Raw genomic sequence first — 26578 nt, 5'->3', positions numbered from 1 at the left:
GTGGGGTCATCGGTGTCCTCCCGGCCGGTGGGGGGATCCGCCGTCGGGGGGCCGGGGGGCGTGGGGGCGCAGTTCGGCGAGCCCGACGGGCGGCTGGTGGGTGCGGACGCGGCGGCGGTGCCACCAGGCGCCGGTGTCGCGCAGTTCGGGGCCGTCGGTGAAGCGGTAGTGGTGGAGGTCGGCGCGGACGAGGGCGGGCGGGGCGTCGGGGAAGGGGTTGTGGCGCAGCAGGCGCAGGGTGTCGGGGTCGTTGACGAGCAGGCGGGCGAGCAGCGGGCGGAACCAGGGGCGGGCGTAGGAGGGGGAGATCGCGGCGAACCACATCAGCCAGTCGAGGCGCAGGTGGTAGGGCGCGAACTGCCGTGGCAGCCGCCGTACTTCGCCGGGCTTGCCGTGGAATTCGTACTCCTGCCAGCCGTCCGCGCCGTGAACGTCGCGGGTGCCCGAGAGGACGATCTCGTACCGGACGCGGTTGACCGAGCCGAACGCGCCGTAGCTGTTGACCAGGTGGAGGCGGTCCCAGGAGCGGTTCATCTGCTGGTGCGGGGAGACCAGGTTGCGCAGCGGCTGCCAGGAACGGGCCAGGACCAGCAGGGCGTACCCGGCCACCAGGGCCTGGTACCAGGCGGGTTGGGGGCCGTAGGAGGGGTCGGGGCCGATCGGCAGGACGCGGCGCAGGGTGCCGGTGTCCAGGACGGAGAGCGCGAGTGCGACGGTGAGCCAGTTGAGCCAGGCGAAGTTGCCGGAGGCGATCAGCCACAGCTGGGTGGCGGTCATCAGCAGGGCGGCGTCGGAGGCGATCGGCTGCGGGAGGAACAGGCCGAAGGGGACGAGGAGTTGGACGAAGTGGTTGGCGACGGCCTCGGCCTTGTGCAGCGGCCGGGGCAGGTGGTGGAAGAACCAGCTGAGCGGGCCGGGCATGGGCTGGGTCTCGTGGTGGTGGTAGAGGCAGGTGAGCTTGCGCCAGCACTCGTCGCCGCGCCACTTGATCAGTCCGGCGCCGAACTCGACCCGGAACAGCACCCAGCGCAGCAGCCACAGAACGAGCAGCGGCGGGGCGACGCGGTCGTTGCCGAGGAACACGGCGAGCGCCCCGGCCTCCAGCAGCAGGGACTCCCACCCGAAGGCGTACCAGGTCTGCCCGGTGTTGACGATCGACAGGTAGAGCACCCAGAGCAGGGCCCACAGGGCCATCGCGGCGCCGAGCGGGAGCAGGTCGGCCGCTCCGGCGAGCAGGGCGAGCGACAGCAGCAGGCCGGTCCGCGCGAGGGCGGCGTAGCAGCGGTCGCTGTAGTGCCAGTGGAACAGGCTGGGGGCTCGGCGGAACGGGACGCGGGCCAGGAAGCGCGGGATCGGGAGCATGCCGCGGCTGCCCAGCAGGGCGCGGAACTGCCGGGCGGCGGCGAGGAATCCGCAGGCGTAGACGAGGGCGAGCAGACGCAGGAACAGCTCGCGGGCGAGCCGGTACTCGGGGGCGGCGAACCATGCCATGCGGCCGCTCCTCCGATCGGCTGCGCTCGGGCCGCCCCCATGCCTACCATCCGGCGCGGCCGGGGCGGGGCGGCTGGGGGCGCGGTGGTGCGCCGGTTCATCCGGTCGGCCCTGTCCGGCGTGCGGCGGGGGGCGTTCGCGCGTAGTGCTCCCGCCGTGCTCTCGCCGTCCGTACCGAGTGGCGAAACTCCCTGCCGCGCACGAACGGGGTGTGGTGTCATTCCGCCGAACGCACATGTCAGGACCAAGACAAGGAGACGCCCATGTCCGCGCCCTCTCCGCAGTCCCCCGCCGACGCCGACCCCGACTGTCCGCCCCCGGCAGGCTCCCCGACGGGCTCCCCGACGGCCCCTGCGACGGACTCCCCCGCGAACTCGCCGGTGAACTTCCCTGCGGCGGCCGCGAAAGCGCGTGCGGGGGCGGACCCGGACGCGCCCCGGACCGGCGGGCTCGGGGCGGCGGTGTGGGCGGCGCTCGGCATCGTGTACGTGGTGTGGGGGTCGACCTACCTGGCGATCCGGGTGGTGGTGGAGACCATGCCGCCGCTGCTGTCGGGCGCGCTGCGCTTCGGTGCGGCGGCGCTGCTGCTCGGCGCGGGCCTGGCGGCCCGGAAGGGCCGGCGCGCACTGCGGGTGACGCGGGGTCAGCTCGGCTCCGCGCTCCTGGTGGGCCTGCTGCTGCTGGTCGGCGGCAACGGGCTGGTGGTGCTGGCCGAGCGCACCGTGGCGTCCGGCCTGGCGGCGCTGATGGTGGCCAGCATGCCGCTGTGGGTGGTGCTGCTGCGCCGGCTGTTCGGGGCGCGGACGGGCCGGGCGACGCTGGCGGGCGTGCTGGTGGGCATGGTCGGCCTGGTGGTGCTGACCGCGCCGGGGCTGACCGGCGAGGCCGGGCTGTCGGGCCTGCTGCTGCTGGTGGGCGCGGCGGTGGTGTGGGCGCTGGGCTCGGTGCTGGCGGGGCGGCTGCCGATGCCGGCCGATCCGTTCGTGGCGAGCGTGTACGAGATGCTGGCGGGCGCGGCGGGCGCGCTGGTGCTGTCGTTCGCGCGGGGCGAGCCGGGCGGTTTCGACCCGGGCGCGGTGTCCGCGGCCTCGTGGGGCGGGCTGGTGTACCTGGTGCTGTTCGGCTCCATTGTCGCGTTCACGTCTTACGCCTGGCTGTTGCAGCGCGCGCCGCTTCCACTGGTGGCGACCTACGCGTACGTCAACCCGGTGGTGGCGGTGTTCCTGGGCTGGATCTTCCTCTCCGAGGCGCTGACCTGGCCGATCATGCTGGGCGGCGCGATCGTGGTGGGCGGGGTGTTCTTGGTGGCGCGCAACGAGCGGTGATCGATCCGTGGACGAACCTCCCGGTATGCATTCAAGAAGGTAACGACTTGGTCGATTTGCCCCGACCAATGATTTACTTCTTGACGACACCTGGTCGGTGGGCTTGACTCCCTTCACCTCGCCGTAGGGACACGGCGCTGCCAGGGAGGCACCACCCACCATGAATTCGATGACGCGTCGACTCGTCATCGGCACGGCTGCCGTGTCGATGGCGATGTCGCTCGCCGCCTGCGGGGACGACAAACCCTCGTCGTCCACGGGCAACCAGTCCATCGGACTGCTGTTGCCCGAGCGCTCCTCGTCCACCCGCTACGAGGCGTTCGACAAGCCGCTGATCCAGACGTCCGTCGAGGGGTTGTGCACCAAGTGCACCCTCGACTACGCCAACGCCGACGGCGACGAGAAGGTGCAGAAGGAGCAGTTCGACGCACTGCTCGCCCGCGGGGTCAAGGTGATCCTGCTCGACCCGGTGAACGCCGCCGTCACCGCGCCCTGGGTGGAGGCCGCCGCCAGCAAGGGCACCAAGGTGATCGCGTACGACCGGCTGGCCGCCGGGAACGTCGCCGCCTACATCTCGTTCGACAACGAACGCACCGGTGAACTCCAGGGCCAGGCGCTGCTGGAGGCGATGGGCAAGCAGGCCTCCGCCGCCGAGATCGTGATGATCAACGGCGCCGAGACCGACCCCAACGCGGCGTCCTTCAAGGAGGGCGCGCACAAGGCCCTGGACAGCAAGGTCAAGCGGGTCGCGTACGAGCAGTCCGGCGAGTGGAAGCCGGACGTCGCCGGGGCGAAGATGGCCGAGGCGATCTCCAAGCTCGGCAAGAACGGCTTCCAGGCGGTGTACTCGGCCAACGACGGCATGGCCGGCGCGATCATCGACGAGCTGCACAAGGCCGGCCGCACCGACGTGCCGGTCGGCGGGCAGGACGCCTCGCTGGACGCGATCCGACGCATCCTCACCGGCGACCAGACGTACACCATCTACAAGCCGTACCAGCCGGAGGCCGACGCGGCCGCCAGCATGGCGGTCTACCTGCTGAAGGGCATCGACATCACCTCGGTGGCCTCCACCATGACCGACTCGAACGGCCTGCAGATCCCGTCGATGCTGCTCACCCCGGTCGTCGTCACCAAGGCCAAGGTCGCCGAGACGGTCGTCGCCGGTGGCCTCTACAAGGCCGAGGAGATCTGCACCCCGCAGTTCGCCAAGGCCTGCAAGGACGCCGGCATCCCCGGCTCCTACTGACCGGAGCGGGCGGCGCGGCTCCTTGTGCGGGGGTGCCGCCCCGCCCGCTCCTCCTCCGGCCCGTCCGGGCCGTCGTGCCCGCCCGGCCCGTCCCCCGGCTGCTCCGGCTGCTCGGCGGTGACGGCCCGCCAGACCGGGACGGCCAGCACCACCATCGCGGCGCCGAACAGCAGGAAGGTGCCGGGCGTGCCGAACGCCCGTTGCAGCAGCAGGCCCGCACCCGCGCCGGCCGGCATCGCACTCATGATCACCGCCCGGTAAGCGCCACCGACCGCCCCGCGCATCCGCGGCGGCGTCAACCGCTGCCGGAGCGACACCGTGAGCACGCCCCACATGCCGCCCAGGCAGCTGCCCGCGGTCATCGCGGCGAACAGCGGCACCCCGCGCAGGAACACCGGCGCGACGAACATCAGCCCCCAGCCCAGCCGGGTCGCGCACAGCACCGGCGCGGCGCCGAACCGGTGCTCGGCCCGGTGCGCGGTGAGCGAGCCGATCGCGGTGCCGACGCCGACCGAGCTGAGCAGCACCCCGTAGCCCGCGTCGCCGAGGTGCAGCGGGCCGGTGGTCGCGTACACCACGAACAGCGCCAGGAAGGACGTGTTGGCGAGGGTGGTGAGCACCCCGGCGACGGTGATCATCCGGATCGCCCGGTGCCGCGCCAGGAACGCCAGCCCGGTCCACGGCCGCACCCGCTCGACCGGCCGCGCCGGCGGCGGGACGCGGCCGACGTCGCGCGGCAGGGCGGTGAGCCGGAGCATCGAGCCGAGGTAGCCCGCCCCGGCGACCAGGAAGGTCACGGGGGCGGCCAGCGCGGTCAACCAGCCCGCCAGCGACGGGGCGACGAACTGGCCGGTGACCCGGACGGTGGTGGCGAGCTGCCCGTTGGCCCGGGTCAGCTCCGCGGCCGGGACGAGGATCGGCAGCACGGTCTCGCCGCTGGTGTTGAACACCGTCTCGGCCACGCCCACCAGGAACGCCAGGGTCAGCAGCAGCGGCAGCGACGGCTCCCCGGCCCAGGCGGCCGCCCCGATCGCCAGGATCAGCACCGCCCGCGCCCCGTCCGCGGCCACCATCGCCGCCTTCCGGCTGACCCGGTCGGCCAGCATCCCGGCGGGGATCCCGAACAGCAGCCACGGCACCGTGGTCACCGCCATCACCAGCGAGGAGGTGTCCACCGAACCCGTCAGGTGCGCCACCACCAGCAGCAGGCCCGTCCGCAGCACGCCGTCACCGGTGTTGGCCAGCACGGACGCGCCCAGCAGGACGCGCAGCGGACGGTTCACCGGACGGCGTCCGGCGGCCCCCGGGGGTGTCGGCAACGGCGGCAACGGGCTCACGGACGAAAGCTAGTACGCGAACTTCACCGGCGGAACAGCCCGTTGGCACGTGGGAGGCAGATCACAGGACGGCGACCGGGTACCCGCCCCGGCGCGGACTGTGATGCACTGGGCGCCTTGCCGAGCGATGGGGAGCGTGCGACATGGAGCTGCGGACCGACTACTTCCGGGCCGCCGACGAGGCCGCGGTACGGAAGGTGATGAAGCTGGGCGCGCGTCCGCCCGCCGAGACCTTCGAATCGGTGCAGGCCCGGGGGATCGACCCGACGGTGGTGCTGCCGCACCTGGTCGCCGCGCTGCGCGACGAAGACTCCCCGGTCAAGGACGGCCCGGACCGCTCGGTGTGGCCGACCGGCCTCCAGCCCTGGCACCCCGAGGCCCCGGCCACCGCCGTCGACTTCGAGGACCCGTGGATGACCGGCCCCTGGGTGGTCGAGCTGTCCGACGAGACCCGGGACGCGCTGGCCGGCATCGAGCGCAAGCGGCTGCCCCAGCTCACCACCCAGTGGGGCCGCACCGACGAGGTGAAGAACGTGGAGCGGGTCGAACTGATGCGGCTGATCCACCAGTTGGGGGTGCTGGCCCGCCGCGCCCAGAAGGACGGGCAGCACCTGTACTGCGCCCTGGCCGAGTGAACCGCCCGCCCGTGTACGCCTTCTTCCGCGCCCCGGGCCCGGACGCCGTCCGGGCCGCCTTCACCGCCGGCCCGGCCCTGCGCGACCCGGCCGCCGCCTTCGACGCCCTGAGGCCGGCGGACACCGACCCGGACGCCGACCCGGGCGACCTCCTGGAGCTGCTGGACGAGCTGGTCCTCACCCTCCCGGACGCCGAGCTGGTCGAGCACACCGTCCGGCCCGCCACCGGGCGGCCGAGCTGCTTCGTCCTCCCGGACGACCCGTGGAGCACCGGCCCCTGGGCCCACCAGCTCTCCCCCGCCGTGCGCGACCTGCTGGCCGACTCCCCCGCCGAGTCCCTGCGCGCCCTGCGCCCGCAGGGCCGGGCCCCGGCCGCCCCGGCCCTCGCCGCGCTGCCGGGCTTGGCCGCGCTGGCCCGCCGGGCGGCGGCCGCCGACGAGCGGCTCTACTACTGGCTGGACGACCCGATGCTCCCGGACTGACCGGCCCGACCGGACTGACCGGCCGGGCCGGGCTCCCCGGCCCGGCCGGAGCCGACGGGCCGCCCGGGCCGCCCGGCCCGTTGGGTCGCGGCGATGCAGGCGACCACGGCGAGGGCGGTGGGCACGGCGGTGGCGGGCAGGGTCTCGGCGAGCAGCAGGACGGCCCAGCAGAGCGTCAACAGCGGCTGGGCGAGCTGGAGTTGGCTGGCCCGGGGGACGCCGATGGCCGCCATCCCGCGGTACCAGACCACGAAGCCGCCGAACTGCGAGACCGCCGCCAGGTAGGCCAGGCCGGTGACGCCGTGCCAGTTCCAGTGCACGGGTTCGACGGTGAGGGCGAGCGCGCCGGTGAGCGCGGTGACGGGCAGCGCGGCGACCACGCCCCAGCCGATCACCTGCCAGCCGGGCAGGTCCCGGGCCAGCCGTCCGCCCTCCGCGTAGCCGAACGCGCAGAGCAGCAGCGCCCCGAACAGGTACAGGTCGGCGGTGGTCAGGCCCGCGCCGCCGCTCTGCTGGACGGTGAAGCCGAGCACGACGGCGGCCCCGGCCGTCGCGGCGAGCCAGAACGCGCGCGGCGGCCGCGCTTTGGCGCGCAGCGCGCCGACGGCCGCGGTGGCCAGCGGCAGCAGGCCGATCACCACGGCGGAGTGCGCGGTGGAGGAGAGCCGCAGCGCGAGCGTGGACAGCAGGGGGAAGCCGACCGCACAGCCGACCGCGACGGCGGCCAGGCCGGGCCGGGCCGCGCGGGGCGGGACGCGGGCGCCGGAGGCGAGCAGGCAGGCCCCGGCCAGCAGCGCGGCGAGCGTGCCGCGCAGGCCGGTGACCGTCCAGGGGCCGAAGCCCTCCAGGGCCCAGGCGGTGGCGGGGAAGCTGAAGGAGAAGGCGAGCACGCCGAGGGCGGCCTGGGCGGTGCCACCCGCCGCTATCGGGCGGAGCACGGTAGCGCTATTCTGAGCTGACATACAGGACGGTAGCAGTTGCCGCCCGCCTGCCGGAAGGGCCGTCGATGAGCGTGCAGGAGCTGACGGTGGCGCTGCGCGCGCTGGTGATGCGCTACTCGCCGGGCGCCCGGATTCCCAGTAGCAGGGAGCTGGTGGAGCGCTACCGGGTCAGTCCGGTCTCGGTGTCCCGGGCGATCCGGGAGCTGGTCGCGGAGGGCGTGGTGGTGTCCCGGCCGGGCGCGGGCGTGTTCCGGGCCGAACCGGGTCCGGCGCCCGCCGTGCGGGGCGACTTCTCCTGGCAGGAGGTGGCGCTCAGCGCGGAGGCGGGGGCGCCGCCGGCCCGGGTGGTGGACGCCTCGGGGGTGCTGGCCGCCCTGACGCAGGCCCCGCCGGAGGTGATCGACCTGAACAGCGGCTACCCGCACGCCTCGCTGCTGCCGGAACGGGCGCTGGCCGGTGCGCTGGCCCGGGCGGCCCGCCGTCCGGGCGCGTGGGGGCGGCCGCCGCTGGAGGGGCTGCCGGAGCTGCGCGGCTGGTTCGCCCGGGAGGTGGGCGGCGGCGTCACGGCGGCGGAGGTGCTGGTCACCGCAGGCGGGCAGAGCGCGCTGACCTGCGCGCTGCGCTCGCTGGCCCCGCCGGGTGCGCCGGTGCTGGTCGAGTCCCCCACCTATCCGGGGCTGTTGGCGATCGCCCGGGCGGCGGGCCTGCGGCCGGTGCCGGTGCCGGTGGACGCGGACGGGGTGATCCCGGAGCGGCTGACCGAGGCGTTCGCGGCCTCGGGGGCGCGGCTGTTCGTCTGCCAGCCGCTGTTCCAGAACCCGACCGGCACCGTTCTGCCCGTCGAGCGGCGGCGGGCGGTGCTGGCGGCGGCGCGGCGGGCGGGGGCGTTCGTGGTGGAGGACGACTTCGCCCGGCTGCTGGTGCACGCGGACGCGGGCGAGCTGCCGCCGCCGCTGGCCGCGGACGACCCGGACGGCACGGTGGTGCACGTCCGTTCGCTGACCAAGGCGGCCTCGCCGAGCCTGCGGGTGGGGGCGCTGGTGGCCCGCGGTCCGGCGCTGGCCCGGCTGCGCTCGGTGCAGGCGGTGGACTCCTTCTTCGTTCCGCGGCCGCTCCAGGAGGCCACCCTCGAACTGGTCGGCTCCCCCGAGTGGAGGCGCCACCTGCGGTCGCTGGCCCGGGAGTTGGGCGAGCGTCGGCAGTCGTTCGGCACCGCCCTGGCCCGGCGCGCCCCGGCCCTGCTGCCGGCCCGGCTGCCGCGCGGCGGCTTCCACCTGTGGCTGCCGCTGCCCGCCGGGGCCGAGCCGGCCGCCTTCGCCGCCGCCGCGCTGCGCCGGGGCGTGGCGCTCTCCCCCGGTTCGCACTACTTCACCGCCGAGCCCGCCCCGCACGTCCGGGTCAGCCTCGCCGCCGCCGAGACGGCCGCCCGGCTCACCGCGGCGGCGGACCACCTGGCCGACGCCCTGGAGTCGGCGGCCTGACCCGCGGCCGGCTCCGGTTCAGTGCGCGAACTCCAGCAGCGCGATGCCGGTCAGCACGGTGGCGCTGGCGGCCAGCCGCAGGGTGCCGAGCCGTTCGCGCAGCACCAGGGTGCCGATCAGGGCGGCGATCACGATGGAGGTCTCGCGCAGCGCGGCGATGGTCGGCAGGTCGCCGACGGTCTGCGCCCAGACCACCAGCCCGTACGCGGTGAGCGACATCAGGCCGCCCGCGAGCCCGACGGCGCGGCCCTCGCGCAGGGCGGGCCGCAGGGCGCGGCGGCGGACGGCGGCCACCGCGGCGAGCACGGCCAGGCCCTGGAGGAGGAACATCCAGGCGATGTACCCGGCGGTGGAGTGCGCGGCGCGGACGCCGCCCGCGTCCACCACGGTGTACCCGGCGATCAGCACGCCGTTGCCCAGCGCGGCGGCGACGGCCGGGAGCCGGGCCCGCCCGGGGAGGCCGCCGACCAGCGCGAGCCCGGCCAGGCCGAGCGAGATGACGGCGACGGCGGCGAGCTGCCCGGCGGGCAGCGGGCGGTGCAGGACGGTGGCGGCGAGCAGCGCGACCACCGCCGGGGAGGTGCCGCGGGCGATCGGGTACATCTGCCCGAAGTCGCCGAGCCCGTAGGCCCGGACCAGCAGCAGCTGGTAGCCGGTCTGGAGCGCGGCGGAGGCCAGCAGGTACGGCAGGGCGGCCGCTCCCGGCGGCGGGACGAACAGCGCGAGCGCCGCGCCGAAGGCCGCGAACACCAGGTTCATCTGCGCCGTCCCGGCCATCCGGTCGCGCACCCCGTGCACCAGCGCGTTCCACACCGCGTGCAGCAGCGCGGCGGCCAGCACCACCACCGGAACGGCGCCCTGACTCACGTGCCTCCCCCTCCAGCCGGAGCGATCCCGGAAAGATGTACAGCCAACTTAGCGTCCCGTGCGACCGGGTCGGCCACCGCCCCCGAACGTTCGCCGACCCGTCGACCGGCGTTCGGACGACCGGCGCCGGGGCGGCCGACGGGCACCCCTTCCGCTCCGGGCGGTCACAAATCCCCCAACGATGCTCGAAGCTGCGCGAAAACCGATATGATCGCGCAGATTCAGTCATTCGCTCGCTCCGGCGAGCAGCACCGAACACCCTGGGGGGCGTCCGCCGTGATCCTCACCGTCACGCCGAATCCGGCGCTGGACGTCACCTACACCGTCCCCGACTTCCGTCCGCACGCCAGCCACCGGGTCTCCGAGGTGGCCGCCCAGGCGGGCGGCAAGGGCGTCAACGTGGCCCGGGTGCTCGCCGCGCTGGGGCGGGCCGTCCGCTGCGTGCTGCCGCTCGGCGGGCCCACCGGGGACGCCGTCCGGGCCGACCTGGCCGCCGCCGGGCTCGACCACGCCGAGGTGCCGATCGGCGGCGACACCCGGCGCACCGTCACCGTCGCGGACGGCACGGACGCCACCGTGCTCAACGAACCCGGCCCGGTGCTGACCGCCGCCGAGTGGGACGCCCTGCTCGGCGAGACCGCCCGGCACCTGCCGCAGGCCGCCGTCCTGGTCCTCTCCGGCAGCCTGCCGCCCGGCGCGCCCGCCGACGGCTACGGCCAACTCGTCGCCCTGGGACGGCAGTTCGACATTCCCGTGGTGCTCGATGCGGACGGCCCGGCGCTGCTCGCCGCGCTCCCGGCCCGCCCCACCGTGATCAAGCCGAACGGCGCCGAACTCACCGCCGCCACCGGCCTGCCCGACCCCCGGGACGCCGCCCGGGTGCTGATCCGCCGCGGTGCCGAATCGGTGCTCGCCTCGCTCGGCCCGGACGGCCTGCTCGCCGTCGACCGCCAGGGCGCCTGGCGCTGCACCCCGCCCGCCGCCGTCACCGGCAACCCCACCGGCGCGGGCGACTCCGTGGTCGCCGCCCTCGCCGCCGGCCTCTCCGGCAACGCGGGCTGGCCCGCCGTCCTCCCCGACGCGGTCGCCCTCTCCGCCGCCACCGTCCTACACCCCCGGGCCGGCCACTTCGACGCCGCCTCCTACCGCCACCTGCGCGCCACCCTCACCGCCACCCGCCTCGGCGGCGTCGCCTCGGCGGCCCTCTGAGCCGACCGCGCGCCCGGGCCGCCGTCCCGGCCCTCGCGGGGCCGTCGACCTGCGGTTTCCGGTAGCCTGGCCAGTCCGACAAGTCGCACCGAGTCGGACATGTCAGGAGGTGTGCGCCGTGGCCGCCGACCCGTTCCCGTCGCCGTTGGCGGCCGCCGTCGATCTCGGCGGGACGAAGACCGCCGGTGCGCTCGTCACCGGCTCCGGCGAGCTGCTGGCCCGGGCGGAGTGTCCGACGGCCGCGGACGGGGACGCCGAGGCGGTGTTCGCGGGCGTCGCCCGGGTGCTGGAGGAGCTCGCGGGGCACCCGGCCTGGCCGGGCGTCGCGGCGGTCGGCGTGGGCAGCGCGGGGCCGGTCGACACCGCGGCGGGCACCGTCTCCCCGGTCAACATCCCGTCCTGGCGCGGCTTCCCGCTGGTGCGGCGGATCGCCGGGCGCACCGCGCTGCCGGTGCGCCTGCTCGGTGACGGGGTGGCGCTCGCCGAGGCCGAACACTGGCTGGGCGCCGCCGCCCGGTACCGGGACGCGCTGTGCATGGTGGTCTCCACCGGGGTCGGCGGCGGCCTGGTCCTGGGCGGCCGGGTGCACCCCGGCCCGAGCGGCAACGCCGGGCACATCGGCCACGTCAGCGTCCAGTGGGACGGCGAGCCCTGCCCGTGCGGCGGCCGCGGCTGCCTGGAGGGGCTGGCCAGCGGCCCCGCGATCGTCCGGCACGCCCGCGCGGCCGGCTGGCGCCCCGCCGAGGGCAGCCCGCTCACCGCCCGGGCCGTCGCCGACTCCGCCCGCACCGGCGACGGCGCCGCCCTCGCCGCGTTCGACCTGGCCGCCCGGGCCCTGGCCGCCGCGATCGCGGGCACCGCCGCCCTGGTCGAACTCCAGGCGGTCGTCATCGGCGGCGGCGTCGCCCAGTCCGGCCCCCTGCTCTTCGACCCGCTGGCCCGCCACCTCACCCACTACGCGGGCCTCCCCTTCACCCGCGGCATCCACCTCCACCCCGCCCGCTTCGGCCCCGACGCCGGCCTGATCGGCGCGGCCGCGGCCGCCCTGCGGCATTAGCGCGTTCAGGGGCCCGGGGAACGGCGGGGCCCAGGCTGCTGCGGGTTCACTGCCGTGGCGGTCATCGGCTTCTGGTTCTGTTCACTGCACACAGCAGCACGAACGTTCCGACGGGCTCCGGCCGTCAGCAGCACGAGCCCGCCGCTCCCCGGGCCCCTGGTCCGTCCCCCTTGCGTCTGCCTACGCTGGAACCGTGCAGCCATCAGCGTTGTGGGAGATCGCGACCCCGTCGCGGGGCTTACGGCTGCCCGGGGTGGCGATGGCGGGTTTCCGGGCGCGGGGGGCGGCGGACCTGGGGGTGGTGCCGTTCCCGGCGGTGACCCTGGCGATCGACCTGGGCGAGCGGCCGCTGACCGTCGCGGACGGCCGGCGGCCGGTGCGGGGCAGCGCGGTGGTCGGGCTGGGGACGGAGGGGCTGCGCGGCAGCGGGCGGGACGTGCGGTGCCTACAGGTGCGGTTGTCGCCGGTGGTGGCGCACACGGTGCTGGAGGGGTTCGCGGCGGCGGGCGGCCCGCTGGTCGGCTGGGACGAGGTGTGGGGCCGGGAGGCCGTCCGGCTGGAGGAGCGGCTGCGGGCGGAGCCGTCCTGGGAGCGCCGGTTCGCCCTGGTGGCCGGGGAGTTGGCGGTGCGGCAGGCGGAGGGCCGCCGGATGGATCCGGAAGTGGCCTACGTCTGGGGCGAGTTGGCGCGCTCGCACGGCACGGCGCGGGTGGACGCGCTGGCGGCGGAGGTGGGGTGGAGCCGAAAGCGGCTGTGGTCCCGGTTCCGGGCCCAGGTGGGGACGGCGCCGAAGCAGGCGGCCCGGCTGGTGCGGTTCGACCACGCGGCGCACCGGCTGGCGGCGGGTCGGCCGCCGGCCGCGGTCGCGGCGGAGGCCGGCTACGCGGACCAGTCCCACCTGCACCGGGAGGTCGCCGATTTCGCCCGGGTGACGCCGTCCGCGGTGGCCCGCGCGCCGTGGCTGTCGGTGGACGAGGTGGCCTGGTCCGCCCCGGGCTACCTGCGCGGCTGAAGCCCCGGGAACATTCGTCCAAGACCGGCCCGCTCCCCCGCCGTGAGACTGCGGGCATGACCGAGAACCTGTTCACCTCCCTGTCCCGCTACGGCGTCGACGCGCCCGGTTTCGTCGCCTCGACCTCCGCCCTCGGCGCGGCCTGCACGCTCGCGGCCGCCGCCCGCCCGTTCCGCGGCCGGGCGGCGGTGGCCGGGCTGGGGGCCGGGCTGCTGGCGCAGGCGGGGGTGTACCTGCACACCACGCTGCACGGCAAGTTCCGGGTGTGGGAGCGGGAGTTGGACGCGCTGGGGCTGCGCGGCGACGAACGGGCGCTGGACCTGGGGTGCGGCCGGGGCATGGTGCTGGTCGGTACGGCGCGGCGGCTGCCGCGCGGCCGGGCGGTGGGGGTGGACCTGTGGGCGTCGAAGGACCAGAGCGGCAACACCCCGGACGCGACCTGGGCCAACGCCACCGCGGCCGGCGTCCGGGACCGGATCGAGGTGCACACCGCCGACATCACCGAACTGCCCTTCCCCGACGCGGATTTCGACCTGGTCACCTCCGCCCTGGTGATCCACAACATCCCCACCGTGGCGGCCCGGCTGCGCGCCGTGGACGAGGCGCGGCGCGTGCTGCGCCCGGGCGGGCGGCTGCTGCTCGCCGACATCGCGCCGATGGTCCGCCGCTACGCCGCCCACCTGGGCGCGGGCACCGTCCGCGACCTCGGCCCGGCGTACTGGTACGGCGGACCGTGGCTGCCGGTGTCGATGCTGGAACTGGTCGAGGAGGGTCGAGGGGCGCTCAGAAGCTGAGCGACTCCAGCACCAGCAGGGTGCCCACCGCGAGGTTGGCCCACCGGTAGATCACGAGCACGGCGACGAACTCGCGGATGGTCGCGCTGGGCCAGAAGTACGCGGCGGTGGGCGAGCCGACGACGTGGCCGTGGACGCCCTCGCGGCGGGCGAAGACGGCGGCCCGGAAGGCGTGGAAGTTGTTGGTGACGACGACGCAGCGGTAGTCGGGGTCGGCGGCCTCCATGATCGCGTGGCTGAAGCGGAGGTTCTCCTCGGTGGTGCGGGAGCGGTCCTCGCGGACGATCCGGTCGGCGGGGAAGCCGCGTTCGACCAGGTAGTCGGCCATCGCGTGGGACTCGGGGAGCTGTTCGTCGGAGCCCTTGCCGCCGGAGGTGACCAGCAGCGGGGAGCGGCCCCGGTCGACCTGCCGGTCGTACAGGCGGCGGCCGCGCTCCAGGCGGCTGGCGAGCAGCGGCGGGACGCGGCTGCCGTCGAGCAGGCCGGTGCCGAGGACGACCACGTAGTCGACGTCCTCGCGCGGGGTCAGGCGGCCGTACAGGTAGGCGTAGCCGACGAAGCAGGCGAAGAGGAAGGACAGGTAGCAGGCGACCACGAAGACGGTGCGGGCGACGACCACCAGCGCCTCGGAGTCGGCCCGGGTCGCGGCCAGCAGCAGGGCGAAGACGGCCAGGATGCCGAGGCCGCACAGCAGGGCGAGCAGGCTGCCGAGGCTGCGGCCCTCCTTGCGGACCGTCTTGAGGCCGTTGGCGATGAGCAGTCCGGCGAGGACCAGGCTGCCCAGTGCGGGGGTGAGCACCACGATGATCAGGACGGTCTCGGCGGCGACCGAGTCGGCCCGGTGCAGGGTGCCGAGCAGGGCCAGGGCGAACAGGGCGACGGAGAGCCCGAGGCAGACGGCGTTGCCGAAGCGACGCCGGTCGCGCAGCATGCCGATGACGAACAGCAGCAGGGTGACGAGCGCGAGGGCGTACAGGAGCATGGGGAGAAGCCTAGGAGACGGCCCCGCCCCGCAGTGGATCTCCGCGAAACGGGGCGGGGCGGACCGAGGCGGAGCAGTGACGCGGCGTCAGCGGCGTCAGCCGTGTCAGCGGCGTCAGCCGTGTCAGCGGCGGCCGGAGAGCGCGCCGCCCTTCTCCGGCAGCCCTTCGGCGAGGTCCTCGGCGATCATGCGCTTGGCGATGGCGTCGGCGGCGGCGCGCAGTTCGGCGCTGCGCGGGCGGCCGCGGTCCTCCTCCAGGCGGTGGTTGAGCCAGTCCGCCCAGGCCCGGGTGATGGTCGCGGCCTCCCGCCGTCCGGCCTCGGTGTGCTGGTAGAAGCCGTTGCTGGCCTCCAGGAAGCCCTCGACGACCATCCGGTCGAACACCGGCTGGAGGACCTCCGGGGGGATGCGGCGGCGGGCGGCGATCAGGTTGAGGCTGGCGTGGCCGACGGTGCGGGTGAAGAGTTCGACCTGCATGACGGCCCAGCCGCCGGCCACGTCGAGCCGGGTGCCGGAGGAGTCGAGGACCTGCCGGGCGGTGTCGAGCCCGGCGGTACCGAGGAGTTTGGCCACCGAGAGTTCCAGGACCCGGGAGGAGTCGCCGGAGGAGGGCTGGGCGAAGCCCTCGCCCATGTCGGCGGAGCTGGCCCGGGCGGAGTCGCGGAGCTTGACCTGCTTGAGGAAGAGCGCGACCACGAAGCCGACCACGGCGACCGGGACGGTCCACAGGAAGACGGTGTGCAGCGAGTCGGCGTACGCCTGGATGACCGGCGCGGCCTGCTCGGGGGGCAGGCCGTGGACGCCGTGCGGGCTCTGCGCGGCGGCGGCGAGCTGCTGCGGGTCGGCGCCGGTGGCCCGGGCGGCCTCGGCGACGCCCGCGGCCAGGTTGGTCTTCAGCGAGTTGGTGTAGATGGTGCCGAAGACGGCGGTGCCGAACGAGGAGCCGAGGGTGCGGAAGAAGGTGACGCCGGAGGTGGCGGTGCCCAGGTCGGCGTAGTCGACGGTGTTCTGCACGGCGATGGTGAGCACCTGCATGGACAGGCCGATGCCGGTGCCGAGCACGAACATGTAGACGCTGGCCAGCCAGGCGCTGGTGCCGACGTCCAGCAGCGAGAGCAGGTACAGGCCGACGCCCATCACCACCGAGCCGATGATCGGGAAGAACCGGTACTTGCCGGTCTTGGAGACCACGTTGCCGGAGAAGATCGAGGCGATCAGCAGGCCGAGCACCATCGGCAGGGTGCGCACGCCGGAGACGGTCGCCGAGTCGCCGTCGACGTACTGCAGGAAGGTCGGCAGGAAGGTGAGCGCGCCGAGCATGGCGAAGCCGACGATGAAGCTGAGGATCGAGCAGACGGTGAACACCTGGTTGCGGAACAGCCGCATCGGCAGGGTGGGTTGGGCGGCCCGGGTCTCGGCCCAGCAGAACAGCGCGAGCGCGACGACGCCGGCCGCGAACAGGCCGATGATCACGGCCGAGCCCCAGGCGTACTCGTTGCCGCCCCAACTGGTGGCCAGGATGAGGGCGCTGGCGCCGATCGCCACCAGGGTGATGCCCAGGTAGTCGATGACCGGGCGGACGCCGGACTTGACCACCGGGATGTTCCGGGCGGCGGCGATGACCACCACGACCGCGATCGGCACGTTCACGTAGAACGCCCAGCGCCAGGACAGGTGGTCGGTGAACAGGCCGCCGAGCAGCGGGCCGACCACGGTGGCCACGCCGAAGACCGCGCCGATCGCGCCCTGGTACTTGCCGCGTTCGCGCAGCGGGATGACGTCGGCGATCAGCGCCATCGAGGTGACCATCAGGCCGCCGGCGCCGACGCCCTGGACGGCGCGCCAGATGATCAGCAGCAGCATGTTGGTGGACAGGCCGCACAGGAACGAGCCGACGATGAAGACGATCGCCGAGACCTGGAAGACCACCTTGCGGCCGAACAGGTCGCCCATCTTGCCGACCAGGGCGGTGGTGACGGTCTCCGCCAGCAGGTAGGAGGTCACCACCCAGGACATGTGGGAGGCCCCGCCGAGGTCCGCCACGATGGTGGGCAGCGCGGTGCCGACGATGGTCTGGTCGAGGGCGGCCAGCAGCATGCCCAGCATGATGGTGCCGAACACGACGTTCCGCTGCCGACGGTCGAGGACGGGCGGGGCCGCCTGGCTGACTTCGCTGGTGGTGGTCACCCCGGCATCGTCACATTTCGTCCCGCTTTGCCCGTCCCGACACCCCGGCCGGACGACACGCCGACGCACGATCAGCCGATGGTGCGACAAGCGGACGGGCCCGCCGCGTTAGAGGGGCATGGACAGCTCGACGACCACCGGAGCCGAAGGCGGCCCCCTGGAGTTCCGGGACTTCGCGGCCGCCCGGTCCCGCCATCTGGTGCGCACCGCGTACCTGCTGACCGGCGGTGACGCCCACCTCGCCGAGGACCTCGCCCAGGAGGCGCTCGGCAAGCTGTACGGGAGCTGGCGCCGGATCTCCCGGATGGAGAACCCGGCCGGGTACGCCCGCACCGTCCTGGTCAACACCTTCCTCAGCCACCGGCGCCGGCGCAGCAGCAGCGAGCACGTCACCGACACCTTCGCCGAGACCGCCGCGCCCCGGGACGATCCCGCGCTGCGGATCGCCCTGCTCGGCGCGCTCGCCGAACTCCCGCAGCAGGACCGGGCCGTGCTCGTCCTGCGGTACTGGGAGGACCTCGACGTCGAGGAGACCGCCCACGCGCTGCGGCTGACCTCCAGCGCCGTCCGGTCGCGCGCCTCCCGGGCCCTGGCCCGGCTGCGCACCCGCCTGGGCGACCAGTTCGACGACCTCGCCCGCTCCTGAACCCGCCCCTGAAACCGCGCCCCTGAAGCCGCGCCCCGCCCCCGGACCCGCCCCGCACCTCCCTCACCGCACGCCACGGAGCCCGCCATGCCCTCGCCTTCCGAAGAAGAAGACTTCGCCCGCGTCCTGCGGGCCGGCGCCGAACTGGCGCCCGCCGTGCCCGCCCGGGAGTTCGCGCTGCGCGCCGAGCGGCGCGGCCGCCGCCGCGTGCTGCGCCGCCGGATCGGCGTCGCCTCGGCGGTGGTCCTGGTCGCCGCCGCCGGGGCCGTCCCCAGCCTGCTGCCCGACCGCGCGAAGCCGTCTGCCCAGGCCGCCGCCCCGACGCCGCCCCGGGTCGACGACGCGTTCATGCTGGGCACCCTGACCGCGCTGCTGCCGTCGGGGGGCACCGTCAGCGACGGGCAGGGCCTGGCCCCCGATCCGAACCGGCCCGGGGTGGTCCCGCAGGCGTACCTCGGCTACGACGACGGCCGCGGCGGCCGGGTCCAACTCCTGCTGGCGATCGACCTGGTGGCCTCCCCCGTCACCACCGACGCCCAGCGGCTGCTGTGCTACGAACCGATCGTCCCCGGCAGCGCCACCTGCGACCCCGCCACCCGCCCCGACGGCTCGCGCCTGCTGACCACCGGCTACGGCGGCCCCGGCACCGACGAGCACAGCCTGAGCGTGGTGTACACCCTGGCCAACGGCCGCCAGGTACGGGTCCAGGAGGTCGCCGCCGACCGGACCGTCCAGGAACTCCCGCTGGACCAGAACGAGTTGACCGAGATCGCGACCGCCGCGCAGTGGCAGTGGGTGTTCGGCCCGCTGGGCCCCGCCCCCTCCCGGCCTCCGGCCCGGCCCGCCCCGGCCGGCGACCGGATGCTCGCCGCCCTGACCCCGCTGCTGAAGGACGTCCACCTCGACACCGGCCGCACCGCGACCGACCTGCCCGGCCGGATCCGGGTCGACGTCACCGCGAACGGCCGCACCAGCGCCCTGCTGCTCAGCGTCACCCCCGGCTGGCGCACCAGCTACCCGGCCGACCCGCAGCGCACCTTCTCCGCCATGCACCGCAGCACCGACCGCCGCCCGGACGGCACCCTGGTCAGCGCCACCACCACCCTCGGCGGCGTCCAGCACGCCGCCAACGGCGGCTACGTCGCCGACGCGCTGCTCCCCGACGGCACCGAGGTGAGCGTCCGGATCTGGAACTCCGGCACCGGACGTGACGGCGAGCGGCCCGGCGACCCCGTGCTGACCCCCGACCAGCTGTCCGCCCTGGTCGCCTCCCCGGTCTGGAGCACGCTCTGACCCCGGCGACCCCGGTGACCCCGGCGCCCGGCAGCGGCCCCCGCCGCCGGAGCACCGGCCCGCGGGTCAGTCGTTGCGCGCCATGTCGCCGGAGAAGCCCTGCTGGACGAAGTGCAGGGAGCCGTCCTTGTTCGGGGTGAGGACCGCGTCCCCGCCGATCGGGTCGCAGCCCACGCTGACGGTGCCGTTCACGGTGCGGGCGACCAGCCGGGACTTGGTGGCGGAGACCAGGGACTCCTCGTTGGTGCACAGCACCTGGCCGGTGCCGAGGCCGCCGTCGGTCTCCACGTAGGCGACCGGGTCGCCGACCGCGCCCTGGTGGATGGTGAACCGCATGACCAGCCGCAGCCCGTTCGAGGAGGCGGCCGCCCCCTCGAAGGTGCCCAGGAAGGCGTCCGCGACGGCGTCCCCGTCGTCGGCCGAGGGCGAGGGCGAAGGCGAAGGTGAAGGTGAGGGCGGCGGGTCGCTCTTGCGCCCGGCCGGGGTGACCGAGGTGTCCGGCTCCGGCGACTTCCCGCCGTCCTTGCCGGCCACCACCGCCGGACTGCCGGACGGGCTGCCCGACGCCTTGTCGCCGCCGCCCGGCCCGCCCGTCGCGGCCCACACGCCCAGCCCCGCCAGCGCCGCCGCGACGAGCCCGGTGGCGATCAGCGGCGCCGCCCGCCGCTTGGCCGGCGGCTGCACGACGACGGTCTGGTACGGGTAGGCGCCCGGCGGCGTGTGGGAGACGTACGGGTTCGGCGCCGGGTACGCCCCCGGCGGGGTCTGGGACACGTACGGGTTCGCGGGCGGCCCGAACGACGGGTGCGCCTGGTACGGGGCGGTCGGGGGCATCGGCCCGGCCGCCGTCGGGGCGGTCGGCGGAAGCTGCGGCGGGGCCTCCAGCACGGTGGGCGCGGGCGGCCGGACGGGGTCGGGCCGGGACTCCAGGTCCAGCAGCGCGACGGCCATCCGCGCCACCTCCTCGGAGACCGCGGCGGGCAGCCAGCCCCGCTCGCCGAGCCTGGTCGTCCCCGAGGCGCTGCGCGCCAGCCGCTCCCGGAGGGCGGCCGGGGTCGGCCGGCGCTCCGGCTCCTTGTCCAGGCAGTCCCGCACCAGCGCGAGCAACTCGCCGTCCAGGTCGCCGAGTTCCGGCTCCTCGTGGACGATCCGGTAGAGCAGCCCGGCCGCGCTGTCCTGCTCGCCGAACGGGGCCCGCCCGGTGGCCGCGAAGACCAGCACCGCACCGAGCCCGAACACGTCGCCGGCCGGACCGGAGGGGCGTCCCTTGGCCTGCTCCGGCGACATGAACCCCGGCGAGCCGACCACGTACCCGGACCTGGTCAGCGCGGACGTCGCGTCCAGCGCCCGGGCGATGCCGAAGTCGATCAGCCGCGGGCCGTCCAGCGCCAGCAGCACGTTCGACGGCTTGACGTCCCGGTGGACCAGCCCCAGCGCGTGCACGGCCTCCAGCGCGTCGGCCAGGCCGGTGCCCAGCGCCCGCACCGTGTCCGGCGGCAGCGCACCGAACCGCTGCACCGCGTCCGTCAGCGAGGGCCCCGCGACGTACCCGGTGGCCACCCACGGCTGCGGCCCCTCGGTGTCGGCGTCCAGCACCGGCGCGGTCCACCGGCCGCCGACCCGCTGCGCCGCGGCCACCTCCTGCCGGAACCGCTGCCGGAACTCCCGGTCCGCGGCGAACTCCTGGCGGACCGTCTTCACCGCCACCGTCCGCCCGCCGGCCGTCCGTCCGAGGAACACCTCCCCCATCCCGCCGGCCCCCAGCCGCCCGAGCAGCCGGTACGGCCCCACGGCATGCGGATCGCCATCGCCGAGAGTCTCCAACGTTCCGCGCTCCTAGACTGCTTGCCGAACCAGCAGGAAATACCCCGACCCCGCTCACGGGATCTTCACGAGGCACCCTAGGGCTTCCCCGGCGCCGAACGGCACGAGTCCCCCCTTTCCGGACCAGATCGGAACCTGACGGTTACTCTTCCACGACAGGACCGACCCCCCCCGCCCCACCAACCCCACGGCCCCGCCCCGCCCTCACCCCGCCGGAGGCGTCCCCCCGCCCGCGCCGCGCACCGCCGCCCTTCCCCTCGCCCTCCCCACCCCGCCGGAGGCGTCCCCGCCCTCACCGCCCTCACCCCGCCGGAGGCGTCCCCCCGCCCGTGCCGCGCACCGCCGTGCGGAAGGCGATCGGGGTGGTGCCGGTGCGCTGGTGGAAGAACTTGGCGAAGTTCGCGGCGTCGGCGAAGCCCAGGTGGTCGGCGATCCTGGCGGCGGAGCTCTCGCTGTGGGCGAGCAGGCGCTTGGCCTCCAGGACGACGCGGCGGTCGATGAACTCCTTGGCCCCGACGCCCGCCGCGGCGAGGGTGGCCCGGGAGAGGGTGCGCGGGGAGTAGCCGAGGTACTTCGCGTAGTCCTCGACCCGCCGGGTGTGGGTGAAGTGGTGCTCGACGGCCTGCCGGAAGCGCCGGTAGGTCTCGCCCGGTTCGGTCGCGGCGCTGCCGCACGGCACCGCCGGGTTGGCGAGGCGCAGCAGCAGCGCGGCGAGCAGGTGGCGCAGCAGCGCGTGGTGGATCTCGGCGGGCAGGTCCGCGCCGGAGGCGTACTCGCGGTGGAGGTGCCGCACCGCGTGCCGCAGCGCTTCGCGGTCCGGTCCGTCGGCGTGCAGGACGGCGGCGGCGAAGGGGTCGTCGAGCCTGGCGGCGGCGACCGTCGCGGGGTCGGGGAAGCCCGGCTCGAACAGCACCAGGGTGCCGTCGGCGTCGCCGAGTTCGCCCCACTGCTGGACCTGTCCGGGCCGGACCCACAGCCAGCTGCCGGGTTCGACGGTGTGCGCGGTGAAGTCGACGGTGTGGCGCAGGCTGCCGCGGTCGAGGGTGAGCAGGTGGTGGAAGGCGGGCCGTTGCGGCCGGTGGAAGTCGTCCGCGGGGGCGGCGGTGGCGCGGCGGTGGCGGAGTTCGGCGAGCGTCATGACTTCGACGCCGGCCGGTCCGCCGGGGGGCGCGGTGAACGGGACCTCGGGGATCACCGTCCCGGACGCCTGGAGTTCGTTCGCTCGCATGGTCACCACATCCGCTGCCAGGCTACCTCCGGTTGATCTTCCACCGGGAGGGCTGCGGTCCGGCCCGGGTCGGTGCGGTCGGCCCGCCCTTGACTACCGCCGGGTAACCGGTGGAGCGTGGCCCCACCCTCACCCCGACCCCGACCACCCCCGAGGAGCGCGGATGGCCCCCCAGTTCGGCGACTACCAGAACGAGATCTACTTCGAGGCGCTGTTCGGCGTCGCCCCGAAGTACCCGATGACGTACGCGGGCCTGGCCGAGCGGGCCCGGCACGCGCTGGCGCCGGAGCTGTGGTCGTACGTGGCGGGCGGGGCGGGCGACGAGCACACCCAGCGGGCGAACGCGGCGGCGTTCGAGCGGTGGGGGCTGGTGCCGCGGATGCTGGTGGGCGCGAAGGAGCGGGACCTGCGGGTGGACCTGTTCGGGCTGGAGCTGGCCTCGCCGCTGTTCCTGGCCCCGGTGGGGGTGCTGGGGCCGTGCGCGCCGGACGGGCACGGGGACGTGGCGACGGCCCGGGCGGCGGCCCGCACGGGGGTGCCGATGGTGGCGTCCACCCTGTCGGCGGACCCGATGGAGGCGGTGGCGGCGGAGCTGGGCGGCACGCCGGGCTTCTTCCAGCTGTACACGCCGACCGACCGGGCGCTGGCCGAGTCGCTGGTGCACCGGGCGGAGGCGGCCGGGTTCAAGGCGCTGGTGGTCACCCTGGACACCTGGGTGACCGGCTGGCGGCCGCGCGACCTGGGCAGCGGCAGCTTCCCGCAGCTGCGCGGGCACTGCCTGGCGAACTACACCTCCGACCCGGTGTTCCGGGCCCGGCTGCAGGACCCGGACGGGGACCCGCGCGGCGCGGTGATGGACTGGGTGCAGGTCTTCGGCAACCCGCTGACCTGGGACGACCTGCCGTGGCTGCGGTCGCTGACCGGCCTGCCGATCGTACTGAAGGGCCTGTGCCACCCGGAGGACGTGCGCCGGGCGAAGGACGCGGGCGTGGACGGGGTCTACTGCTCGAACCACGGCGGCCGGCAGGCGAACGGCGGCCTGCCCGCGCTGGAGTCGCTGGCCGAGGTGGTGGCGGCCGCGGACGGCCTGCCGGTGCTGTTCGACTCGGGCGTGCGCAGCGGCGCGGACGCGGTGAAGGCGCTGGCGCTGGGCGCGACGGCGGTCGGCGTGGGTCGGCCGTACGTGTACGGGCTGGCGCTGGGCGGCGAGGCGGGCGTGGTGCACGTGCTGCGCTCGCTGCTGGCGGAGGCGGACCTGCTGATGGCGGTGGACGGCTACCCGTCGCTGGAGAGCCTGCGCGCGCCGGGCGCACTGCGGCGCTGCTGAGCGCCCCACCCGCTCCGCCCGCGCCCGGCCCGTCGCCCGGCCTATTGCCCGGCCTTCCGCCCGGCCCGTCGCCCGGCTTATTGCGAGTTACTTGCAATAACTTGATGCGTGCAGCAGAGTGGAGGCTGCGGGGTCGTCCGACGATCGTCTTCCCAACCGGCGCCCGCCGGGACAACGGCGCCGGCCCCGCGCCAACCTCCCCCGGGCCCGCACGGCCGTGCGCCCGCGGCCCGCCCGAACGGAGTTTCCGGCGCCGCCGCGCTCAGGGCTCCAGCGGGAGCCGCACCAGCATGGTCTTGCCGCCGCCGTCCTCGTCCGCCACGGTCTCCACCAGACCGCCGGCCAGCGCGGCCACCTCGTGCACCAGGGCCAGGCCCCAGCCGCCGCTGCCGTCCTGGTGCGGCACCTGCGGGCGCTGCGGACAGTGCGGGTGGCGGTCGTGCACACGAACCGTCAGTTCCTCGGCACAGAAGTCGAGTTGGAGCGTGGTGCGGGGTGATCGGGGGGCGGCGTGGCGGACCGCGTTGGTGACCAGTTCGCTGACCACCAGCAGCACCGTGTCGGTCAGTGGATGATCCGCGTCCAGCCCGCGGGCGGCGAGTTCGGTCCGCGCGCCGCGACGCGCCTCGGGCACGGACGCGGGTACGGTCGCCAGGCTCAGGCGGTAGCGCACGGTCTGGGGTGGGTCCGCGACAGCCATGGTCGGTCCCTTCACAACGGGGGCGACCGGGTGGGAGCGGGAGGGCGCCGTCGTCCGGCCGCGTCGGAGCTCGGCAGCGCTGCCCCGTCCGGAGGAACCGGACAGATTACCGATACTCAGTACGGTAAGGCCGAACCCCCTGAACTGCGGCGGCGGATGCTGGACAGTGGCCACAACTCGCCACCGCCGCCACATCCCGGGGATCATGTCCGACGACCTGTTGGAACCACTCGGCCTCGGCCCGCCGGAGAGCGCGCTGCACCTGCGGGTGCCGGCCTCCCCGCGCTCCGCCTCCACCCGGCTCGCCGAGTCGGTGGACGGCTCCCCCGGCGCGCGCTCTCGTACGCCGACCTCGGGCCGTCCGTCTCCAGCAAGGGGGCACCTCCCGGCCGAAGGCTGGGAGATGGTCGAACCGATCGAGGGCCAGGACGCGCTGCGGCACCGCAGCGCACCATGACCCGCCGGATCGCCCAGCCGATGGGCGAGCTGAACGCCCGGACCCGCTTCCAGGCCGGGCCGCAGGCCGCCAAGTGCGGCTGGTTGTAAGCAAGTTGACGCTGCGTCAGCCGATCGGCCGGTCAGAACGACGGCCCCGCGCCCGGGACGCGCTCGAAGACCAGGTTGGTGCGGGTCTGCGCGACCGCCGGATGGGCCGTCAGGTGGTCGACCACGAAGCAGCGCAGCGCCTCCGGGTCGGCCACCGCCACGTGCAGCAGGTAGTCGTCGCTGCCCGCCATGTGGAACACCGCCAGCACGCCCGGCAGTCCGGGCGCGGCGGCCCGGAAACTGCCGTTCTGCTCCCTGGTGTGGGCCCGCAGCCGCACCGAGATCATCGCCTGCAGCGGCAGCCCGACCGAGGGCAGGTCCACCTCCGCGTGGTAGCCGGCGATCACCCCGCGCTCGCGCAGCGCCCGCACCCGGGCCAGGCAGGTGGACGGGGCGATGCCGACCCGTTCCGCCAGCGCGTTGTTGGGCGTCCGGGCGTCGGCCAGCAGCACCCGGACGATCGCCCGGTCGACGGCGTCGAGCCCCGCCGCGCGGGCCCGTGGAATGTTCGGCACGCCACCAGCCTGGCCGTCCGCGCCGAACATCCGCAAGGGCGCCCCCGCCCGGACCGAATCATCTGCCGCCGCTCTGGCCACCGGACGTCCGGGCGTTCACCATCGGGCGCCATGAGCCGACTCGACACCCGAGCCGTGCACGCCGGCCGCGAAGACCTCGCCGGACTCGGTGCGCACGTCCCCCCGCTCGACCTGTCCACCACCTACCCGGTGCCGGACCTCGCCGCCGGCGGTGACGCCTACCAGGCGCTGGCCGGCGGCGGACGGCCGCCCGCCGACGGCGGCCTGGTCTACCAGCGGCTGTGGAACCCCACGGTCGCCCGCTTCGAACGGGCGCTGGCCGAGCTGGAGGGCTGCGCCGAGGCGGTGGCCTTCTCCTCCGGCATGGCCGCGCTCTCCGCCTGCCTGCTGGCCGCCGCCGCGGACGGCCGCCGGCACGTGGTCGCGCTGCGCCCGCTGTACGGCGGCTCCGACCACCTGCTGGACTCCGGGCTGCTCGGCACCGAGGTGACCTGGGCCGCCCCCGGCACGCTGGCCGCCGCCCTGCGCCCGGACACCGGGCTGGTCCTGGTCGAGACCCCCGGCAACCCCACCCTGGACCTGCTGGACCTGGCCGCCGTCGCCGAGCACTGCGGCCGGGTGCCGCTGCTGGTCGACAACACCTTCGCCACCCCGGTGCTGCAACGGCCCGCGGCGTTCGGCGCCACCCTGGTGCTGCACTCGGCGACCAAGTCGATCGGCGGGCACGGCGACGTGCTGGCCGGGGCGGTGGCCTGCACCGCCGAGTGGGCCGAGCGGCTGCGCCGGGTCCGGGCGGTCACCGGCGCGGTCCTGCACCCGCTGGCCGGCTACCTGCTGCACCGCGGCCTGCAGACCCTGCCGCTGCGGGTGCGGGCCGCGTCCGCGTCCGCCGCGCTGATCGCCGACCGGCTGGCCGGGCACCCCGGGGTCGCCGCCGTGCACTACCCCGGCCGCTCCGGCTCGCCGCTGCTGGGCACGCAACTGCTGGGCGGCGGCAGCACGCTGGCCTTCGAGGCGGCCGGCGGCTTCGCGCACGCCGCGGCGGTCGCCGAGCGCTGCCGGTTGATCACCCACGCGGTGTCGCTCGGCGGCGTCGACACCCTGATCCAACACCCCGCCTCGCTCACCCACCGCCCGGTCGCCGCCGCCCACAAGCCGTCCCCGGCCCTGCTGCGGCTGTCCGTCGGCCTGGAGGACCCGGACGACCTGGTCGCCGACCTCACCGGGGCGCTGGCCCGCTGACCGGCCGCACCGCTCCCGCCGGGCTCCGGCGGCCGGTGCGGGGACCGGCCCGGCACCGCGCACGGCCGCCGACGCCGGGATCGACGCCGACGTCCTGCCGACCGGCGGCGGGGAGGACGACGGGCAGGACGAGGCGTCCCGCTCCGCGGTCGTCCGGCCCGGGCCCGGTGCGCACCCGCGGAGGGCC

24 protein-coding genes are annotated in these 26578 nt (G+C 75.4%); 14 read left to right on the top strand and 10 right to left on the bottom strand.

The window, feature by feature from the left end; translation table 11 throughout:
• Window positions 1-6: 6 nt before the first annotated feature.
• Window positions 7-1491: a lipase maturation factor family protein gene (locus HUT16_RS29125; protein WP_176191020.1), complete on the bottom strand. Its 1485-nt coding sequence runs from the start codon at window positions 1489-1491 to the stop codon at window positions 7-9.
• Between the two features lie 380 nt (window positions 1492-1871).
• On the opposite strand from HUT16_RS29125, the gene HUT16_RS29120 reads away from it, so the two are divergent.
• Together HUT16_RS29120 and HUT16_RS29115 are read left to right on the top strand one after the other, a co-directional pair.
• Window positions 1872-2816 (top strand): EamA family transporter, encoded by a 945-nt coding sequence (locus HUT16_RS29120; RefSeq protein WP_254898037.1) that lies wholly within the window; start codon window positions 1872-1874, stop codon window positions 2814-2816.
• Between the two features lie 160 nt (window positions 2817-2976).
• A complete protein-coding gene (locus HUT16_RS29115; protein WP_176191019.1) occupies window positions 2977-4065 on the top strand; it encodes a sugar ABC transporter substrate-binding protein in 1089 nt (362 codons plus the stop codon).
• Here the strand turns inward: HUT16_RS29115 and HUT16_RS29110 are convergent.
• On the bottom strand, window positions 4059-5348 hold the full coding sequence (locus HUT16_RS29110; RefSeq protein ID WP_176191018.1) for an MFS transporter: 1290 nt from the start codon (window positions 5346-5348) through the stop codon (window positions 4059-4061). The two genes, HUT16_RS29115 and HUT16_RS29110, sit on opposite strands and share 7 nt — an antisense overlap.
• A gap of 197 nt (window positions 5349-5545) precedes the next feature.
• Between HUT16_RS29110 and HUT16_RS29105 the strand changes: the two genes are divergently transcribed.
• Entirely contained in the window at window positions 5546-6037 is a 492-nt protein-coding gene (locus tag HUT16_RS29105) for a hypothetical protein (protein WP_176191017.1), read from the top strand.
• On the top strand, window positions 6034-6519 hold the full coding sequence (locus tag HUT16_RS29100) for a hypothetical protein (protein ID WP_176191016.1): 486 nt from the start codon (window positions 6034-6036) through the stop codon (window positions 6517-6519). The genes HUT16_RS29105 and HUT16_RS29100 overlap by 4 nt, the downstream gene beginning before the upstream one ends.
• Here the strand turns inward: HUT16_RS29100 and HUT16_RS29095 are convergent.
• Window positions 6486-7481 carry a DMT family transporter gene (locus HUT16_RS29095; protein ID WP_254898036.1) on the bottom strand — a complete coding sequence of 332 codons (996 nt, stop codon included), beginning with the start codon at window positions 7479-7481 and terminating at the stop codon, window positions 6486-6488. The two genes, HUT16_RS29100 and HUT16_RS29095, sit on opposite strands and share 34 nt — an antisense overlap.
• A gap of 44 nt (window positions 7482-7525) precedes the next feature.
• On the opposite strand from HUT16_RS29095, the gene HUT16_RS29090 reads away from it, so the two are divergent.
• Entirely contained in the window at window positions 7526-8941 is a 1416-nt protein-coding gene (locus HUT16_RS29090; RefSeq protein ID WP_176191015.1) for a PLP-dependent aminotransferase family protein, read from the top strand.
• Between the two features lie 18 nt (window positions 8942-8959).
• Here the strand turns inward: HUT16_RS29090 and HUT16_RS29085 are convergent, their stop codons facing one another.
• The gene (locus tag HUT16_RS29085; protein ID WP_176191014.1) at window positions 8960-9808 is read right to left on the bottom strand and encodes a DMT family transporter; all 849 of its coding nucleotides are present in this window, start codon (window positions 9806-9808) and stop codon (window positions 8960-8962) included.
• A 276-nt stretch (window positions 9809-10084) separates the two neighbouring features.
• Here HUT16_RS29085 and HUT16_RS29080 point away from each other — a divergent pair, with 276 nt between their 5' ends.
• From HUT16_RS29080 to HUT16_RS29065, 4 genes are all read left to right on the top strand, one after another.
• Entirely contained in the window at window positions 10085-11017 is a 933-nt protein-coding gene (locus tag HUT16_RS29080; RefSeq protein WP_176191013.1) for a 1-phosphofructokinase family hexose kinase, read from the top strand.
• A 118-nt stretch (window positions 11018-11135) separates the two neighbouring features.
• A complete protein-coding gene (locus HUT16_RS29075) occupies window positions 11136-12074 on the top strand; it encodes an ROK family protein (RefSeq protein WP_176191012.1) in 939 nt (312 codons plus the stop codon).
• A 193-nt stretch (window positions 12075-12267) separates the two neighbouring features.
• Window positions 12268-13086 carry an AraC family transcriptional regulator gene (locus HUT16_RS29070; RefSeq protein ID WP_254898035.1) on the top strand — a complete coding sequence of 273 codons (819 nt, stop codon included), beginning with the start codon at window positions 12268-12270 and terminating at the stop codon, window positions 13084-13086.
• Between the two features lie 56 nt (window positions 13087-13142).
• On the top strand, window positions 13143-13880 hold the full coding sequence (locus HUT16_RS29065) for a class I SAM-dependent methyltransferase (RefSeq protein ID WP_176191011.1): 738 nt from the start codon (window positions 13143-13145) through the stop codon (window positions 13878-13880).
• Here HUT16_RS29065 and HUT16_RS29060 read toward each other — a convergent pair.
• Both HUT16_RS29060 and HUT16_RS29055 read right to left on the bottom strand, forming a co-directional pair.
• Window positions 13870-14862, bottom strand: a complete 993-nt coding sequence (locus HUT16_RS29060; RefSeq protein ID WP_176191010.1) for a YdcF family protein — start codon at window positions 14860-14862, stop codon at window positions 13870-13872. The genes HUT16_RS29065 and HUT16_RS29060 overlap by 11 nt on opposite strands.
• A 123-nt stretch (window positions 14863-14985) precedes the next feature.
• Window positions 14986-17049 (bottom strand): MDR family MFS transporter, encoded by a 2064-nt coding sequence (locus HUT16_RS29055; protein ID WP_176191009.1) that lies wholly within the window; start codon window positions 17047-17049, stop codon window positions 14986-14988.
• Window positions 17050-17167: 118 nt separating this feature from the next.
• On the opposite strand from HUT16_RS29055, the gene HUT16_RS29050 reads away from it, so the two are divergent.
• Complete coding sequence (locus HUT16_RS29050) at window positions 17168-17695, top strand: SigE family RNA polymerase sigma factor (protein ID WP_176191008.1); 528 nt, start codon at window positions 17168-17170, stop codon at window positions 17693-17695.
• Window positions 17696-17782: 87 nt separating this feature from the next.
• Window positions 17783-18988, top strand: coding sequence for a hypothetical protein (locus HUT16_RS29045; protein WP_176191007.1), 1206 nt, complete (start codon window positions 17783-17785; stop codon window positions 18986-18988).
• Window positions 18989-19054: 66 nt separating this feature from the next.
• On the opposite strand, the gene HUT16_RS39405 is transcribed toward HUT16_RS29045, so the two are convergent.
• Window positions 19055-20779, bottom strand: a complete 1725-nt coding sequence (locus HUT16_RS39405; RefSeq protein WP_303392109.1) for a serine/threonine protein kinase — start codon at window positions 20777-20779, stop codon at window positions 19055-19057.
• A 334-nt stretch (window positions 20780-21113) separates the two neighbouring features.
• Complete coding sequence (locus HUT16_RS29035) at window positions 21114-22040, bottom strand: AraC family transcriptional regulator (protein ID WP_176192921.1); 927 nt, start codon at window positions 22038-22040, stop codon at window positions 21114-21116.
• A 163-nt stretch (window positions 22041-22203) separates the two neighbouring features.
• Here HUT16_RS29035 and HUT16_RS29030 point away from each other — a divergent pair, with 163 nt between their 5' ends.
• Window positions 22204-23367, top strand: coding sequence for an alpha-hydroxy-acid oxidizing protein (locus tag HUT16_RS29030; RefSeq protein WP_176191005.1), 1164 nt, complete (start codon window positions 22204-22206; stop codon window positions 23365-23367).
• A gap of 262 nt (window positions 23368-23629) precedes the next feature.
• Here HUT16_RS29030 and HUT16_RS29025 read toward each other — a convergent pair whose 3' ends face one another.
• Window positions 23630-24067 (bottom strand): ATP-binding protein, encoded by a 438-nt coding sequence (locus HUT16_RS29025; protein ID WP_176191004.1) that lies wholly within the window; start codon window positions 24065-24067, stop codon window positions 23630-23632.
• Window positions 24068-24272: 205 nt separating this feature from the next.
• Here HUT16_RS29025 and HUT16_RS29020 point away from each other — a divergent pair, with 205 nt between their 5' ends.
• A complete protein-coding gene (locus HUT16_RS29020; RefSeq protein ID WP_176191003.1) occupies window positions 24273-24524 on the top strand; it encodes a hypothetical protein in 252 nt (83 codons plus the stop codon).
• A gap of 121 nt (window positions 24525-24645) precedes the next feature.
• Here the strand turns inward: HUT16_RS29020 and HUT16_RS29015 are convergent, their stop codons facing one another.
• On the bottom strand, window positions 24646-25128 hold the full coding sequence (locus tag HUT16_RS29015) for an Lrp/AsnC family transcriptional regulator (protein ID WP_254898034.1): 483 nt from the start codon (window positions 25126-25128) through the stop codon (window positions 24646-24648).
• 111 nt (window positions 25129-25239) lie between these two features.
• Here HUT16_RS29015 and HUT16_RS29010 point away from each other — a divergent pair, with 111 nt between their 5' ends.
• Window positions 25240-26391: a PLP-dependent aspartate aminotransferase family protein gene (locus tag HUT16_RS29010; protein WP_176191001.1), complete on the top strand. Its 1152-nt coding sequence runs from the start codon at window positions 25240-25242 to the stop codon at window positions 26389-26391.
• Window positions 26392-26578 lie beyond the last annotated feature (187 nt).

The sequence above is a fragment of the Kitasatospora sp. NA04385 genome (assembly GCF_013364235.1).
Classification (GTDB): Bacteria; Actinomycetota; Actinomycetes; order Streptomycetales; family Streptomycetaceae; genus Kitasatospora.
The sequence above is the reverse complement of the archived record's forward strand: the minus strand, read 5'-3'. Positions and strand labels throughout refer to the sequence as shown.